A 14720-nucleotide genomic window follows, 5' to 3' on the forward strand; every position below is an offset into this window, starting at 1 on the left:
AACGGAGCCGCACCATGAACCTCCCGACACCGCATCCGCTGCTCGCCGCCTCCGCGGGCTCGCTCTCGGGGGTCGTCGTGCTCGACCTCTCGCGCGTGCTCGCCGGGCCGTACGCGGCGTCGCTGCTCGCCGACCTCGGCGCGACCGTCATCAAGGTCGAGAACCCCGCCGACCCGGATGTGTCGCGCGGCTTCCCGCCCTACCTGCGCGACGGCGAGGAGGAGTTCAGCGGCTACTACGGCCAGTACAACCGCGGCAAGCTCGGCCTCGCCCTCGACCTCGCGAACGAGCAGGGCAAGGCCGTGCTGAAGGACCTCGTGGCGGGCGCCGACCTGCTCGTCGAGAACTTCCGACCCGGCACCATGGCGAAGCTCGGCCTCTCCTACGAGACGCTCGCGGCGATCAACCCGCGGCTCGTGTACCTCGCGATCTCCGGCTACGGGCAGACCGGTTCGCGCAGCCGCCGACCGGCGTTCGACAACACGGCGCAGGCGGCGGGCGGCATCTGGTCGATGAACGGCTACCCGGGCGAGGCGCCCGTGCGCGTCGGCGTGACGATCGGCGACCTGTCGGCATCCCTGTTCGGCGTGATCGGGGCGCTCGCGGCGCTGCGGCACGCGGAGGCGACGGGCGAGGGCCAGCTCGTCGACGTCGCGCAGGTCGACAGCATCATCGCGATGACGGAGACCGCGGTCGTCGACTACACGGTCGAGGGCAAGGTGGCGTCGCCGCAGGGCAACGCGCACGCCTGGGTGCGCCCCTACGAGCTGTTCCCGTGCGCCGACGGCCAGGTGTTCTTCGGCGCCTACACCGACAAGCTGTGGCGGGCCGCGTGCGAACTGTTCGGCACGCCCGAGGCGGCCGACGACCCCGAACTCGACACCATGCGCAAGCGCTTCGACCCCGAGGTGTACGAGCGGCGCGTGAAGCCGCTCGTCGTCGCCTGGTTCGCCGACCGCACGCGCGCCGAGCTCGAGCGGCTCGCGGGCGACGTGATCCCGCTCACCGCCGTGCGCGACATCGGCGAGGTCGTCGAGGAGCCCGGCACCGCCGAGCGCGAGATGGTCGTCGAGGCCGACTACGGCCCGCTCGGGGTGCTGCGGATGTTCGGCCAGCCGATCAAGCTGAGCGCCACCCCCGCCACCCCGGCCCGCACGGCGAACCGCATGGGCGAGCACGCCGACATCGTGCTGGCGGGCCTCGCCGGCTACGACGCCGAGCGCATCGCCGTGCTCCGGGCGGACGGCGTGATCTGATGCCGACCCGCCGCGAGACCCTCTCCGCCGTGCCGGCGGCGCAGTACCGCGGCACCTTCGCGCCGAGCGCCGTCATCCCGGTGTCGGGCGGCGCGCTGCCGCCCGGCTGGGAGGGGCTGTACTTCCCCTTCGACGCCGACCTCGCCGCGCTGCGCCCCGACGGCACGCCCGCCCGCGACGGCATCCTGCCCGAGATCGAGCTGCCGCGGCGCATGTACGCGGGCGAGGACACGGTCTTCCACGCCCCGCTGCGGTTCGGGGAGCGCGTCGAGCAGTCCGCCCGCGCGGGGGCGGTCGTGGAGAAGACGGGACGCTCGGGGCGGCTCGTGTTCGCCGACATCGTGCGCGAGTACCGCGTCGACGGGCGGCTCGCGATCGAGAGCACCTGGCACGACGTGTTCCTGGAGGCGGCGGAACCGGGTGCGGCCGCCGCGCCCGTGGCGGCCCCGGAGGAGCCCGCCGACTGGGAGCGGAGGGTCACGGTCGACGTCCGTCAGCTTTTCCGCTTCTCGGCCATCACCTTCAACACGCACCGCATCCACTACGACCGCGACTGGGCGCAGCGCGTCGAGGGGCTCGCCGAGCTGCTGGTGCACGGCCCGCTGCTGCGCATCCTGCTGCTCGACGCGGTCGCGGCGCACGAGCCGGACCTCGCGCCGCGCACCGTCGCCTACCGCTCCCACGCGCCCGTGCTCGTGGACGCCGAGGTGCGGCTGCGCGGCCGCCGGACGGGCGCCGGGGTCGAGGTGAGCGCGCTCGGCCCGGCCGGCGAGCTCGTGGCGCGGGCGAGCGTGCAGGGCGAGGGCGTCAGCCGCCGGCGCTGAGGAAGCCGAGCGCCTCGGCGGCCACGGCATCCGGTCGCTCGCTCACGAGCATGTGCGTGGTGCCCGGCACCACGACGAGCCGTGCTCCCGGGATGGATGAGGCGATCAGCTCGCTGTGGTCGCGGCGGATCGCGTCGTGCTCGCCCGCCATGACGAGCGTCGGCACCCGGATGCCGGCGAGCGACGCGACGGGGATGTCGGGCTCGGCCGTCCACATCGCGAGCAGCTTCTCGAGCACGACCGCGCCGTGCTCCGCGCCGTCGGGCGAGAGTTCGGCGTACTCGCGGTCGAGCCGCTCGTGGGCGGCCTGCGGCACGGTCTCGTGCGGGTAGTCCTCGGGCACGAAGGCGTCGGTGTGGATGTTGGCGCTGATCGGCACGATGCGGCGCACCCGCCCCGGGTGCTCGAGGGCGAGCAGCAGCGCGAGGATGCCGCCGTCGCTGAAACCGACGACGTGCACGGAGTCGAGACCCACGGCATCCAGGTAGGCCACGGTCTCCTCGAGCATGCGGCCGTAGCCGTAGGGGCCCTCGCGGTCGGGCGTCCGGCCGTGGCCGGCGCGCTCGGGGGCGTGCACCTCGTAGCGCTCGGCGAGCAGCCCGCCGAGCGGGCGCATGTTCTCGAGCGAGCAGTACCCGCCGTGCAGCAGCAGGAGCGGCTCACCGGTGCCGTGCACCTCGTGGTAGATCGTCTCGGGCCCAACGCGCAGGTACGGCATGGCGCCACCCTACGGGGCGCCATGCCGTACCGATATGTGCCGGAGACACAGCTCGGGGACCGCCAGGGTGTGCGCCCTGACCGCCCCCGAGGGGATGCCGACTCAGTCGGCGAGGATGAGGTACAGCGCGCGGCGGGCCTCGTCGAGCTTCTCGATCGCGGCCTGACGCTGGGCGTCGCTCGCGGCGTGGTGGAACTGGCCCACGACGCCCATGAGCTTGCCCACGCTCTGCTGGAAGGCGAGCTCCTGCTCGCTGCGCTTCGGTGCGCCGGACTCCCACGCACGGGCGAGCTCCTCGGCGTGCTCCTTCACGTAGGTGGCGCCCGCCTCGGTGAGGGTGAACTCGGTGCGGCGGCCTTCGCCGCTCGACTCGATGAGCTCCTCGTCGACGAGCTGCTGCAGCGTCGGGTAGACCGAGCCGGGGCTCGGGCGCCAGACGCCGCCGCTGCGCTCGGCGATGGTCTTGATGATGCCGTAGCCGTTGGAGGGTCCGTCGGTGAGCAGGGACAGGATGACGGCGCGGATGTCTCCGCGGCCGGCGCGGCCACGACCGCGTCCCCGGGGGCCGAAGGGGGGCACGAGGCCGGGACCCATCAGTCCGGGGGTGAAGTACCGCCCGGCGGCGTGGACGCCGAACTCGGCGTGCGGGCCGTGCGCGGCGGGGTTGGTGGGGTCGTGGTGGAACTTGGCGGGACGCTCGTGGCGTCGGAAAGCCTGGGGGTGCATGATCGATCTCCTTTCGCAGACCATGACTCGCGAGGTATCGCGATAGGTTAACGATATATCGTTAGTCACGATCGCGCAAGCGGAGGCTGGAGATCGAGTCGTGCTCGGCGTATCGTGACCCCCATCCGGGGGTGGCCCCGGCACCTGCTCGACGACGAGGAGGAGACGATGAACCCGGCGGACGGCGCCGCCCTCGACGCGGTCATCACGAGACGAAGCCCCTGGCGCGGCGCCCTCATCGGCGTCGGCGTGGCGATCGCCGCCGGTCTGCTCGTGCTCCTCGCCCCCTCCCCGGCGCACGCCGACGACGCCCCCGTGCTGCCCGGCATCCCCGTCGACGTGGGCGCGGCCGTCGCCTCCGTCGTCGCCCCGCCGCCCACGGTGCGCGAGCTGCCGCTCGTCGGCGCGACGGCCGGCGTGATCGCCGACAGCTCGCCCGCGCAGACCGTCACGCAGCCGGTGGCGGAGACGCTCGACGGGCTGCTCGGCGTCGGAGAACCCACCGCACCCGTCGCCGGAGTCGTGGACGACACGCTCGCGACGGTCGTCGGTGTCACGGTGCCGGAGGTGCCGCCGGTCCCGGTGCTCGTCCCCGAACCCGCGTCGGCCGAACCCGCGCCCGTGCCCGCGGCCGCTTCCACCGGAGCCCTCGCATCCGCCGCCGTGCTGCTCGCCCGGACCGCGGCGCCCGCCGTCGTCGCACTCGACGTGCTCACGGCATCCGCCGACGCGTCGCCGCTCGGCCTGCTGCCGGGCGGGACCCCCGCCGACCCACCGCCGAGCGCCCTCGCCGGCGCGGGAGGCGCCCCCGGACTGCTCGCCATCGCGGTGCTCGGCGCCGCGCTGCTGCTGCTCGCCGCGGGACGACCGCGCCCGGACGCCTTCCGTGCGCCGCGCCCGCCCACCCTCGACATCGACACCTCGCCCGCCTGACACGGGACGAGTCCGCCTGTCGGGCGGACAGACGTTCCGTCGCGCCCGTCCGGACGCGACGTCAAGCCAGGCAAGGAGTCGAATCATGAACAAGTACGTCTCGCGAGGACTGTGGACGGTCCTCGTCACCGGGGGCTTCATGGCCCTCGGAGTCGGCGTCGCGCACGCCGACACCGGAACCAGCGGCGAGGACGGCCTCGCCTCGGGAACCCAGGGCATCGTCGGGCTCGTCGCCCCCGTGCAGCTCGGGGGCAACGCGATCTCGATCCTCGGCGACGCCGACAGCTCGGGCGCGCAGGCGGGCTCGTCGGCGAGCGGGTCCGGCGGATCCGCCTCGACCGATGGAAGCGACGCGACCGCCTCGGGCACTCAGCTGCTCGCGGATGCGGGGGTGCCGATCACCGTCGGCGGCAACGCGATCTCGGTGCTGGGGGACGCGTCGACGAGCGACGCGGGCACGGCATCCGGGTCCACCGCCGAAGGCGACCAGGAGGGGTCGACCGGCGGAGCGGACGCGGTGCTCGGGGGTACCCAGCTGCTCGCGGATGCGGGGGCGCCGGTGGCCGTCGGGGGCAACGCGATCTCGGTGCTGGGGGACGCCGAGACCTCGGGGAGCGGAGCCGGTGGAGGCGCCGGCACCGGCGGCGATGACCCGGGAGAGGAGCCGGGCGACGACCCCGGTGACGACCCCGGCGCATCCGGCGGCGAGGTGCAGACCCTCGCGCTCGGCGAGGTGCGACTGCTCGCCGAGGCCGGCGTCGACGGGGCGCTCACCTCGCTCGTGCTGGCCGTGCTGATGCTGACCGCGGGGGTCGCGGTCGTCGCGCGGGCGCGGACGGTGCGGCGTCCCTGACGCGAGTGTGTCCTCGTATGACCGTCGGTGACGGTCTGTGACCGAATGGGTCGACGGGGCGCGTGACGGCAGGCACCATACATCGGTGCCCACCGACAACGCGCCCCGTCAGATCCGCTTCAACGCGTTCGACATGAACTGCGTCGCCCACCAGTCCTCCGGGATGTGGCGGCACCCCGACGACCGTTCGGACACCTACAAGGACATCGAGTACTGGACGCACCTCGCCCGGCTGCTCGAGCGGGGCACCTTCGACGGCGTCTTCATCGCGGATGTGCTCGGCACCTACGACGTCTACGGCGGCACGAACGAAGCCGCCATCCGCAACGGCGCCCAGGTGCCCGTGAACGACCCGGTGCTGCTCATCTCGGCGATGGCCGCCGTCACCGAGAACCTCGGCTTCGGCATCACCGCGGGCACCGCCTACGAGCACCCGTACCCCTTTGCCCGGCGGATGTCGACGCTCGACCACCTGACGAAGGGCCGCGTCGGCTGGAACGTCGTCACCGGCTACCTGCCGAGCGCCGCGCGCAACATGGGCCACGACGACCAGCTCGAGCACGACGACCGCTACGACCAGGCCGACGAGTACCTCGAGGTGCTCTACAAGCTGTGGGAGGGGTCGTGGGAGGACGACGCCGTCGTGCGCGACCGCGAGACCGGGGTCTTCACGCACCCGGAGAAGGTGCACGAGATCCGCCACTACGGCAAGCACTACACGGTGCCCGGCATCCACATCACCGAGCCCTCGCCCCAGCGCTCCCCCGTCATCTACCAGGCGGGCGCCTCCCCGCGCGGCATCGCCTTCGCGGCGGGCAACGCCGAGGCGATCTTCGTCGCCGCGCCCACCAAGGAGGTGCTCAAGGGCACCGTCTCGCGCATCCGCGACGCCCTCGAGGCGGCGGGCCGCGACCGCTACGCGGCGCGCATCTACACGCTCATCACGGTGATCACCGACGAGACCGACGAGAAGGCCCAGGCCAAGTACGAGGACTTCCTGCAGTACGCCTCGCCCGAGGGTGCGCTCGTGTTCATGTCGGGGTGGATGGGCGTCGACCTCTCGCAGTACGCGCTCGACGAGCCGGTCGGGAACGTCAAGTCGAACGCCATCCAGTCGGCCGTGCAGAACTTCGCCGAGTCGGCGAAGCACGGCGAGGAGTTCACGGTGCGCGACATCGCGATCAACGGGGCGATCGGCGGCCTCGGCCCGACCCTCGTGGGCGGCGCCGAGACGATCGCCGACCAGCTGCAGGAGTGGGTGGCATACACCGACGTCGACGGCTTCAACCTCGCCTACGCCATCACCCCCGGCACCTTCGAGGACATCGTCGAGTACCTGATCCCCGTGCTGCAGGCGCGCGGTGCCTACCCGAGCTCCTACGCGCCCGGCACCCTCCGCAACAAGCTGCACGGCGCGGGCGACCGCCTGCCCGACGACCACCAGGGCGCGCGCTACCGCATCGGGGGCGACCTCTCCACCGCGGTCGCCACCACCTCCGACCGCGTCGCCCTGCAGGTCTGAGGGTTACGCGGCCGCGGCCGCGACAGGCACCAGGCGGCGGATGAGGAAGCCCCAGCCGAGCGCGACGAAGAACATCAGCACGCCGTAGACGGCGCCCGGTAGCGACATCTCCATGCTGCCGATCACCGTCTGCGCGATCACGATCGCGAGCGTCGCGTTGTGGATGCCGATCTCGAACGAGCTCGCCACCGCCTGCCGCGGCTCCACCCGGAACAGGCGCGGCACGAAGAAGCCGAGCGCGAGCGAGCACAGGCAGAACACGACCGTGATGATCGCGAGGCGGCCGACGTTCTCCACCAGCAGCGCCCAGTTCGACACGATCGCCCCGGCGATCACCACCGCGAGGATCACCATCGAGGCGATGCGCACCGGCTTGTCCATCCGCTCGGCGAAGCCCGGCCTCCACCAGCGCACCAGCATCCCGACGAGCACCGGCAGCAGCACGATCGCGAACACCTCGACCGCCTTCGCGAACTGCACCCCGAGCTCGTCCTGGGCGGGCATGAACCACCAGATGGCGAGGTTCGTGATGAGCGGCAGGGTGAACACCGCGATCACCGAGTTGATCGCGGTGAGCGAGATGTTGAGGGCGACGTCGCCGCGGAACAGGTGGCTGTAGAGGTTCGCGGTGGTGCCGCCGGGGGATGCCGCGAGCAGCATCATGCCGACCGCGAGCACCGGCGGCAGCTGGAACAGCACCACGAGGCCGAGGCACAGTGCGGGCAGTATCAGCAGCTGGCAGACGAGGGCGATGATCACCGCCTTCGGATGCTTCGCCACGCGGGCGAAGTCGCGCGGGGTGAGTGAGAGGCCGAGCCCGAACATGATGATGCCGAGGGCGACCGGAAGTCCGATGGAGGTCAACGCTGATCCCATGCCCCATCCTGACCCGCCGCCCGCATCCGGCGCCAGCTAGACAACCCCGTCCCGATGTGTGGTCAAACGCTGTAGCGCTTCCCCTCGCGCGCCACGGATGCCTGGCGCGGCAGGCCGAGCGCTGCAGCGTTTGACCCTCCGGAGCTTGGCGGGAACTCGGGGACGTGTGGCGGATGCGGGAGGGCGCTCGCCGCCGCCCGCGGGTAGCGTCGGGGCATGACCGACACGCTCGCCGCATCCGTCTCGCCGCTCAGCGCCGCCGAGCGCGAGGCCGCCGTCGCCCACTTCGCCGCCAAGCTCCGCTACGAGACCGACGCCTCGGATGTCGCCGAGGCCCTCGCCGCCGGCGAGCGTCTCGCGCTCGTCGACACCCGTAACCACGCCTCCTGGCACCAGGGGCATGCGGCCGGGGCCCTGCACATCCCGCGGCGCGAGGTCGCCTCGCGGGCGCCCGCCGAGATCCCGCTCGACACCCCGGTCGTCGTCTACTGCTGGAGCCCCGGCTGCAACGGCGCCGACAAGGCGGCGCTCGAGTTCGCGAAGCTCGGCTACGAGGTGAAGCTGATGATCGGCGGCTTCGAGTACTGGGCGCGCGAGGGCTACGACGTGGTCTCGGATGCCGGCCCCGTCATCCGCGGCGTCGACGCCCTCGTCGGGCCGGTGTCGGCGGAGGACTGCGGCTGCTGAGTCGTTGCGAAAGCAGGGCGGATCGCCTCGTTCGCGGCCGACGGCGGCCGGAGACGTCGATCCAGCCTGCTTTCGGAATGGGCCGCCCTACAGCGCGAGCTTCGCGAGCAGTTCGGCGGCCGTGTCGACGGTCGCGATCGCGCCGGATGCCTCGGCGGGGGCACCGTAGCCCCACGTGACGAAGATGGTGGGCACGCCGTGCTCGGCCGCCCCCTCGACGTCGTGGATGCGGTCGCCCACCATGACCGGACGCGACAGGTCGGCCCCGTCGGCCGCGAGGCGACGCAGCGCCTCGGCTACCACATCCGGCTTCGACGAGCGCACCTCGTCCTCGGAGGCGCCGGTGATCTCGGTGAACGCATCCGCGACGTGGAGGTCGTCGAGGATGAGCTTCGCGAGCGACTCGGGCTTCGAGGTGGCGAGCGAGAGCGGCAGCCCCGCCGCGCGGATGGCGCGCAGCGCGTCGAGCACGCCCGGGTACGCGGGGGCGTCGTACACGCCGCGCGAACGGTAGTCCTCGCGGTAGAGGGCGAGCGCGTAGCGCGACTCGTCCTCGTCGAGCTTCGCGAGGTCGCGGAACGAGTCGAGGATGGGCGGCCCGACCCACTTGAGCAGCTCGGCGGGGGCGGGCACGGGCAGCCGCAGCTGCTCGTAGGTGTGGGCGAGGCTCGAGAGGATGCCGGGCGCCGAGTCGACGATGGTGCCGTCGAGGTCGAACAGCACCGCGGTGAAGGGTCGGGTCATGGGGTTCTCGGGTCGGGGGCGGGTCAGAACAGGCGCGCGTGGCCGGTCTCGAGGCCGCGCATGGCGTCGTAGTCGAGCACGAGGCAGCGGATGCCGCGGTCCTCGGCGAGGGTGCGCGCCTGCGGCTTGATCTCCTGCGCCGCGAACACTCCCGTGACGGGCGCGAGCAGCGGGTCGCGGTTCATGAGCTCGAGGTAGCGGGTGAGCTGCTCGACTCCGTCGATGTCGCCGCGGCGCTTGATCTCGACCGCCACGGAGCGGCCCTCCGCATCCGTCGCGAGGATGTCGACGGGGCCGATCGCGGTCATGTACTCGCGGCGCACGAGGTGGTGGCCCTCGCCCAGCAGCTCGATCTGCTCGGCGAGCAGGCGCTGCAGCTCGGCCTCCACGCCGTCCTTCTGCAGGCCCGGGTCGACGCCGAGCTCGTGGCTCGAGTCGTGCAGGATCTCGTGGATCGAGATCAGCAGGATGTCGGCGGTCTTCACGTTCGACACCCGCCAGAGCTCGACGACGCCGGCGGAGGCGCGCTCCTCGTCGACCTCGTCGAGGCTGAACGCGGTGGGCGGGCTCATCCAGTTGAGCGGCTTGTAGCTGAGCGCGTCGGCGTGCACGAGCACCGAGCCGTCGGCCTTCACGACGAGCAGTCGCGTCGCGAGCGGCAGATGTGCCGAGAGTCGCCCCGCGTAATCCACCGAGCACCGGGCCACCACGAGACGCACCCGTCGAGTCTATTTCGCGGAGCGCACTCCGTGGCGCGAGGATGGGGCCGTGCGCGGGTACACGGCCGGCGAGGTGCGGGCGGCGGAGGCGCCGCTGCTGGCGGCGGGCGTGCCGCTCATGGCGCGCGCCTCGGGGGCGCTCGCGGATGCCGTGTCGGCCGAGCTGAGCCGGCTCGGCGTGCCGCTGCACGAGGCGCGCGTGCTGCTGCTCGTCGGATCCGGCGACAACGGCGGCGACACCCTGTATGCGGGTGCCCTGCTCGCGGGGCGTGGCGCCGACGTCGACTACGTGTCGCTCGGCGACCGCATCCACCGGGAGGGCGAGGCTGCGGCGCTCGCGGCGGGTGCCACCCGCGTCGACGACGCCCCCGACGGCCCGGAGTTCGCGGCGGCGCTCGCGGCGGCGGATGCCGTGCTCGACGGGGTGGTCGGCATCGGCGCCCAGCCGGGTCTGCGCGAGCCGGCGCGCTCCGCGGTGGCCGCCGCCCGCGCCCGCGTGCTCGCCCGGGAGGGCGCGCTTCCGCTCGCGGTCGCGGTCGATCTGCCGAGCGGCATCCACCCCGACACGGGCGGGGTGCCGGATGCGGAGGGCGTGCTCCCCGCCGACCTCACCGTCACCTTCGGCGCCTGCAAGGCGGGCCTGCTCCGCTCCCCCGCCGCCGAGCTCGCGGGCCGCATCCACCTCGTCGACATCGGCCTGGCGCTCGAGCCGTAGCGCGCGTGCCCTTCACCCCCTGCGGCAGCTCACCCCCACCGCCCGCAAGGTCGAGCGAAGCGGCGGGCCGAGGGATCTGCGAGACGCTGGCATCGGGTCTGGCGGGAGCGCGCCGACGCGTCAGCGGCGGCACGCGGGGGTATGCGTCTCGCAGATCCCTCGGCCCGCCGCGAAGCGGAATCAGCCGTCGGCAGCGGCGAGCTGGCCGCAGGCGCCGTCGATCTCCTTGCCGCGGGTGTCGCGCAGCGTGGTCGGGATGCCCGACTCCTCGAGCCGACGGATGAACTCGGCCGTGACATCCGCCTCAGAGGAGGTCCACACCGAACCGGGCGTGGGGTTGAGGGGGATGGGGTTCACGTGCACCCAGCCGCGCCCGCGCTCGTTGAGCTTCTGGGCGAGCAGGTCGGCGCGCCAGGCGTGGTCGTTCATGTCCTTGATGAGGGCGTACTCGATGGAGACACGGCGGCCGGTGACCTCGTAGTAGTGGTACGCGGCGTCGAGGGCCTCGTCGACCTTCCAGCGCGAGTTCACGGGGATGAGCTCGTCGCGCAGCTGGTCGTCGGGGGCGTGCAGGCTGAGGGCGAAGGTGAGCGGCAGGTCCTCGTCGGCGAGCTTGCGGATGGCGGGGGCGAGCCCCACGGACGACACCGTGATGTTGCGCGCCGACATCCCGAGCCCGTTGGGTTGCGGGGCGACCATGACGCGCACGGCCTTCATGAGGCGGTTGTAGTTGGCGAGCGGCTCGCCCATGCCCATGAACACGATGTTGGTGACGCGGGGCGCGTCGTGGCCGCCGTCGCGGCGCAGGCCGCCGAGCTCGCCGTTCGCGATGGCGCGGTTCGCCTCCACCACCTGGGCGACGATCTCGGCCGCCGACATGTTGCGGGTGAGGCCGGCTTGGCCGGTGGCGCAGAACGGGCAGTTCATGCCGCATCCGGCCTGGCTCGACACGCACAGCGTGACGCGGCCGGGGTAGCGCATGAGCACCGACTCGACCAGCGCCCCGTCGAAGAGGCGCCAGAGGAACTTGATCGTCTCGCCCTTGTCGGTGCGCAGGCGTCGCACCTCGGTGAGCAGCGGCGGCAGCATCGCCGCGACGAGCTCCTCGCGTCCGGATGCGGGCAGGTCGGTCATCTCGGCCGGGTCGCTCGTGTAGTGGGTGAAGTAGTGGGTGGCGAGCTGCTTGGCGCGGAAGGCGGGCACGCCGAGTTCGACGGCTTTCGCGGCGCGCTCCTCGGGCGTGAGGTCGGCGAGGTGGGTGGGCGGCTGGGTGCGCCGCGGGGAGGCGAACTGCAGCACGGGGCGGCCGTCGGCCTCCACCTTCTGCGTCCAGCCTTCGGTGCGGGGCCGGACCTGCTTGATCTCGCTCACCCCGTGATTCTCGCAGGCCCAAGCTGGGAGCGGAGGTGTCAAACGCTGTAGCGGTCGGCCACCCGCTGCGGTCATCACCGGCGCCGGTGGCCAGGCGCTACAGCGTTTGACCCATCCACCGGGAGCCGAGGGTGCGGAGGCCGAGGGTCAGGGCGCGGATGCCGTAGAAGCCGATGCAGTAGGCGAGCTGGATGGCGAGCACGGCGGCGGGGGCGCCCGCGGATGCCGGGGTCTGGGCGGCGAGCCACAGCAGCGGCAGGTAGACGGCGATGTTGACGACGCCGGCGAGGGCGAGGAAGCGGCCGTCGGCGGCGCCGATGAGCACCCCGTCGAGCACGAACACGAGCGCGCCGAGCGGCATCGTGGCGGCGATCACCCAGGCGCCGACGGGCACCGCCTCGACGACCGCGGCATCCGAGCTGAACACGCGCCCGAGCCAGGGCGCCACCACCGCGAGCAGCGCACCGAGCACGACACCCGAGACGAGCCCCCAGCCGACGAGCCGACGCACGGTCACCCGCACCTGCGCCCCCGTGCCCGCCCCGAGGTCGTACCCGATCATCGCCTGGGCGGCGATCGCGAAGGCGTCGAGGGCGAGCGCGAACAGGAACGTCAGCTGGAACAGCACCTGGGTGGAGGCGAGCGTCACCGTGCCGAGGCCCGTCGCCGCGACCGTGGTGGCGACGAGCGCGATGCGCAGCGTGAGGGTGCGCAGCAGCATCCACCCCCCGGCGCGCGCGGCGGAGGCCACCCCCGGCAGCCCCGGACGGATGCTCGCCCCCTCGCGGCGGGCGTGGCGCACGGCGATCGCGACGCAGGCCGCCGCCATCCCCCACTGGGCCACGACGGTGCCGACCGCCGAACCCGCGATGCCCCAGCCGACTCCGTAGATCAGCACGGCGTTGAGGGCGCCGTTCGCCGCGAAGCCGGCGACCGCGATGACGAGCGGGGTGCGGGTGTCCTGCAGCCCGCGGAAGAGTCCCGTGGCGGCGATCACGGCGAGCATCGCGGGGATGCCGGCGCACGAGATCCCGAGGTAGCGCGCCGCGAGCTCGGTGACGGCGTCGCTCGCACCGAACGCGGCGGCGAGCGGGTGCGCCGCGAACACCCCGGCGACGGCGAGCACGGCGCCGAGCGCGAGGGCCAGCCAGATGCCGTCGGCGCCCGCGCGCACGGCGCCCGCGCGGTCGCCGGCTCCCAGCATCCGGGCGACCGCCGGGGTCGTGGCGTAGGCGAGGAAGACGAGCAGCCCGATCGCGGTGCTGAGCACGGTGCTCGCGATGCCGAGGGCCGCGAGCGGGTCGACCCCGAGGTGGCCGACGAGGGCCGTGTCGGTGGCGAGGAAGAGCGGCTCGGCGACGAGCGCCCCGAGCGCGGGCACGGCGAGCGCGAGGATGCGTCGGTCGATCGCTCTCACGTCACCACGCTATCCGGGCGTTCGGACACCGCTGCGGGCTCTCGGATACCCGCGCGCGCTTGTCCAGGTGGTCATAGACATGTCTATGACCACCAAATTCAGCCCCTCGACTCCGAGGCCGCGGGCTCGGATGCGGCAGCCCGGCCGCGGGCGCCGCGCGGCGGGCGGGCGGCCGGCGCCGCGAGCGTCGCCAGCACGATCAGCACGAACACGATGAGGAGCGCGTTGAGGATGCCGACGTGCTCGCCGACGAGGCCGATGAGCGGCGGGCCCACGAGGAACGCGCAGTAGCCGAGGGTCGCGACGGCGGAGACGCGGGCGGCGGCGCGGGCCGGATCGTCGGCGGCGGCCGACATGGCGATGGGGAAGCCGAGCGAGGCGCCGACGCCCCACAGCACGATGCCGACGACGGCGACCGGGATGACCGGCACGAAGATGACGAGCGCGACCCCGACCGCGGCGGCCGCGCCCGTGATCCAGAGCACGACGACGCGGCCGAAGCGGTCGATGAGCGGTCCGCCCGCGATCCGGCCCACCATCATCGCTGCCGTGAACACGGTGAACAGCGCCGCGCCCTGGCCGTTCTCGAGCCCGCGGTCGTCGACCATGCCGAGGGCGAGCCAGTCGTTCGCCGAACCCTCGGTGAAGGCCATGCCGAGCGCGATGAGGCCGATCGCGAGGGTGCGCGGCTCGAGCCAGATCGCCATCCGGTCGCGGAACGACACGTGCGCGACGGCCTCGCCGGTGTCGGCGTGGGTGGCGACCCGCGGGATGGCGCGCGGGGCGAGCAGGGCGCCCACGAGCAGCAGCGCGGCCATCCCGATCGTGTGCACGGCGATGTCGACGTGCGCGAACACGAGCGCGGTGCCGATCGTGGTGCCGACCACCATGCCGGCCGACCAGCTCGCGTGGAACAGCGGCATGAGGGTGCGGCCGATCACCTTCTCGACGGCCGCGCCCTCGACGTTCATCGCGACGTCGCAGATGGCGCTGCCGAAGCCGTACGCGGCCATCGCGGCCACCACGACGCCGAACGAGCCGAGCACGCTCGTGCCGAGGCCGATGCCGACGAGCGCGAGGGCGCAGACGAGCAGCATGGCGGCGATCGTGCGCCGGCCGCCGATCCACTGGATGACGTGGCTCGCGAGCACGAGCCCCACGATGGAGCCGATCGACACCCCGAGGATGAGGTAGCCGACGAACGAGGTCGAGAGCTCGAGCTGGTCGCGGATGCTGGGGATGCGGATCGCCCAGGTCGCCGCCCCCAGCCCGTTGAGGGCGAAGGTCGCGAACACGGCGTTGCGCCACGCGGTGGTGTGCGCGGGGCGGGTGGTGGACGGTGTCGTGGTCATGCTGCGC

15 protein-coding genes are annotated in these 14720 nt (G+C 73.0%); 7 read left to right on the forward strand and 8 right to left on the reverse strand.

Annotated elements, in window-relative coordinates:
• Nucleotides 1-14 precede the first annotated feature (14 nt).
• Both D7I47_RS06155 and D7I47_RS06160 read left to right on the forward strand, forming a co-directional pair.
• Nucleotides 15-1256 carry a CaiB/BaiF CoA transferase family protein gene (locus tag D7I47_RS06155; RefSeq protein ID WP_120762231.1) on the forward strand — a complete coding sequence of 414 codons (1242 nt, stop codon included), beginning with the start codon at nucleotides 15-17 and terminating at the stop codon, nucleotides 1254-1256.
• Complete coding sequence (locus D7I47_RS06160) at nucleotides 1256-2080, forward strand: hypothetical protein (protein WP_120762232.1); 825 nt, start codon at nucleotides 1256-1258, stop codon at nucleotides 2078-2080. Before D7I47_RS06155 ends, D7I47_RS06160 begins: the two co-directional genes overlap by 1 nt.
• Here D7I47_RS06160 and D7I47_RS06165 read toward each other — a convergent pair.
• Together D7I47_RS06165 and D7I47_RS06170 are read right to left on the reverse strand one after the other, a co-directional pair.
• The gene (locus D7I47_RS06165) at nucleotides 2064-2798 is read right to left on the reverse strand and encodes an alpha/beta fold hydrolase (protein WP_120762233.1); all 735 of its coding nucleotides are present in this window, start codon (nucleotides 2796-2798) and stop codon (nucleotides 2064-2066) included. The genes D7I47_RS06160 and D7I47_RS06165 overlap by 17 nt on opposite strands.
• Nucleotides 2799-2900: 102 nt before the next feature.
• Nucleotides 2901-3524, reverse strand: a complete 624-nt coding sequence (locus D7I47_RS06170; RefSeq protein WP_120762234.1) for a PadR family transcriptional regulator — start codon at nucleotides 3522-3524, stop codon at nucleotides 2901-2903.
• A 114-nt stretch (nucleotides 3525-3638) separates the two neighbouring features.
• Between D7I47_RS06170 and D7I47_RS06175 the strand changes: the two genes are divergently transcribed.
• From D7I47_RS06175 to D7I47_RS06185, 3 genes are all read left to right on the forward strand, one after another.
• Nucleotides 3639-4457, forward strand: a complete 819-nt coding sequence (locus D7I47_RS06175) for a hypothetical protein (protein ID WP_120762235.1) — start codon at nucleotides 3639-3641, stop codon at nucleotides 4455-4457.
• Nucleotides 4458-4542: 85 nt separating this feature from the next.
• A complete protein-coding gene (locus D7I47_RS06180; RefSeq protein WP_120762236.1) occupies nucleotides 4543-5310 on the forward strand; it encodes a hypothetical protein in 768 nt (255 codons plus the stop codon).
• A 133-nt stretch (nucleotides 5311-5443) separates the two neighbouring features.
• Nucleotides 5444-6832: an LLM class flavin-dependent oxidoreductase gene (locus D7I47_RS06185; RefSeq protein WP_120763834.1), complete on the forward strand. Its 1389-nt coding sequence runs from the start codon at nucleotides 5444-5446 to the stop codon at nucleotides 6830-6832.
• A 3-nt stretch (nucleotides 6833-6835) separates the two neighbouring features.
• On the opposite strand, the gene D7I47_RS06190 is transcribed toward D7I47_RS06185, so the two are convergent.
• Nucleotides 6836-7708 (reverse strand): bile acid:sodium symporter family protein, encoded by an 873-nt coding sequence (locus tag D7I47_RS06190; RefSeq protein ID WP_120762237.1) that lies wholly within the window; start codon nucleotides 7706-7708, stop codon nucleotides 6836-6838.
• Nucleotides 7709-7924: 216 nt separating this feature from the next.
• Here D7I47_RS06190 and D7I47_RS06195 point away from each other — a divergent pair, with 216 nt between their 5' ends.
• A complete protein-coding gene (locus D7I47_RS06195; RefSeq protein WP_120762238.1) occupies nucleotides 7925-8395 on the forward strand; it encodes a rhodanese-like domain-containing protein in 471 nt (156 codons plus the stop codon).
• Between the two features lie 87 nt (nucleotides 8396-8482).
• On the opposite strand, the gene D7I47_RS06200 is transcribed toward D7I47_RS06195, so the two are convergent.
• The gene (locus D7I47_RS06200; RefSeq protein WP_120762239.1) at nucleotides 8483-9139 is read right to left on the reverse strand and encodes an HAD hydrolase-like protein; all 657 of its coding nucleotides are present in this window, start codon (nucleotides 9137-9139) and stop codon (nucleotides 8483-8485) included.
• Nucleotides 9140-9162: 23 nt separating this feature from the next.
• Nucleotides 9163-9858, reverse strand: a complete 696-nt coding sequence (gene nucS, locus D7I47_RS06205) for an endonuclease NucS (protein WP_120762240.1) — start codon at nucleotides 9856-9858, stop codon at nucleotides 9163-9165.
• A 49-nt stretch (nucleotides 9859-9907) separates the two neighbouring features.
• On the opposite strand from nucS, the gene D7I47_RS06210 reads away from it, so the two are divergent.
• Nucleotides 9908-10573, forward strand: coding sequence for an NAD(P)H-hydrate epimerase (locus D7I47_RS06210; protein WP_120762241.1), 666 nt, complete (start codon nucleotides 9908-9910; stop codon nucleotides 10571-10573).
• Between the two features lie 180 nt (nucleotides 10574-10753).
• Here the strand turns inward: D7I47_RS06210 and rlmN are convergent, their stop codons facing one another.
• From rlmN to D7I47_RS06225, 3 genes are all read right to left on the reverse strand, one after another.
• Nucleotides 10754-11944 (reverse strand): 23S rRNA (adenine(2503)-C(2))-methyltransferase RlmN, encoded by a 1191-nt coding sequence (gene rlmN / locus D7I47_RS06215; RefSeq protein WP_319592676.1) that lies wholly within the window; start codon nucleotides 11942-11944, stop codon nucleotides 10754-10756.
• A 97-nt stretch (nucleotides 11945-12041) separates the two neighbouring features.
• Complete coding sequence (locus D7I47_RS06220; protein ID WP_227000891.1) at nucleotides 12042-13361, reverse strand: MATE family efflux transporter; 1320 nt, start codon at nucleotides 13359-13361, stop codon at nucleotides 12042-12044.
• Between the two features lie 98 nt (nucleotides 13362-13459).
• Nucleotides 13460-14713 carry an MFS transporter gene (locus D7I47_RS06225; RefSeq protein WP_120762243.1) on the reverse strand — a complete coding sequence of 418 codons (1254 nt, stop codon included), beginning with the start codon at nucleotides 14711-14713 and terminating at the stop codon, nucleotides 13460-13462.
• Between the last annotated feature and the right edge of the window lie 7 nt (nucleotides 14714-14720).

This window comes from Protaetiibacter intestinalis (genome assembly GCF_003627075.1).
Lineage (GTDB): Bacteria > Actinomycetota > Actinomycetes > Actinomycetales > Microbacteriaceae > Homoserinibacter > Homoserinibacter intestinalis.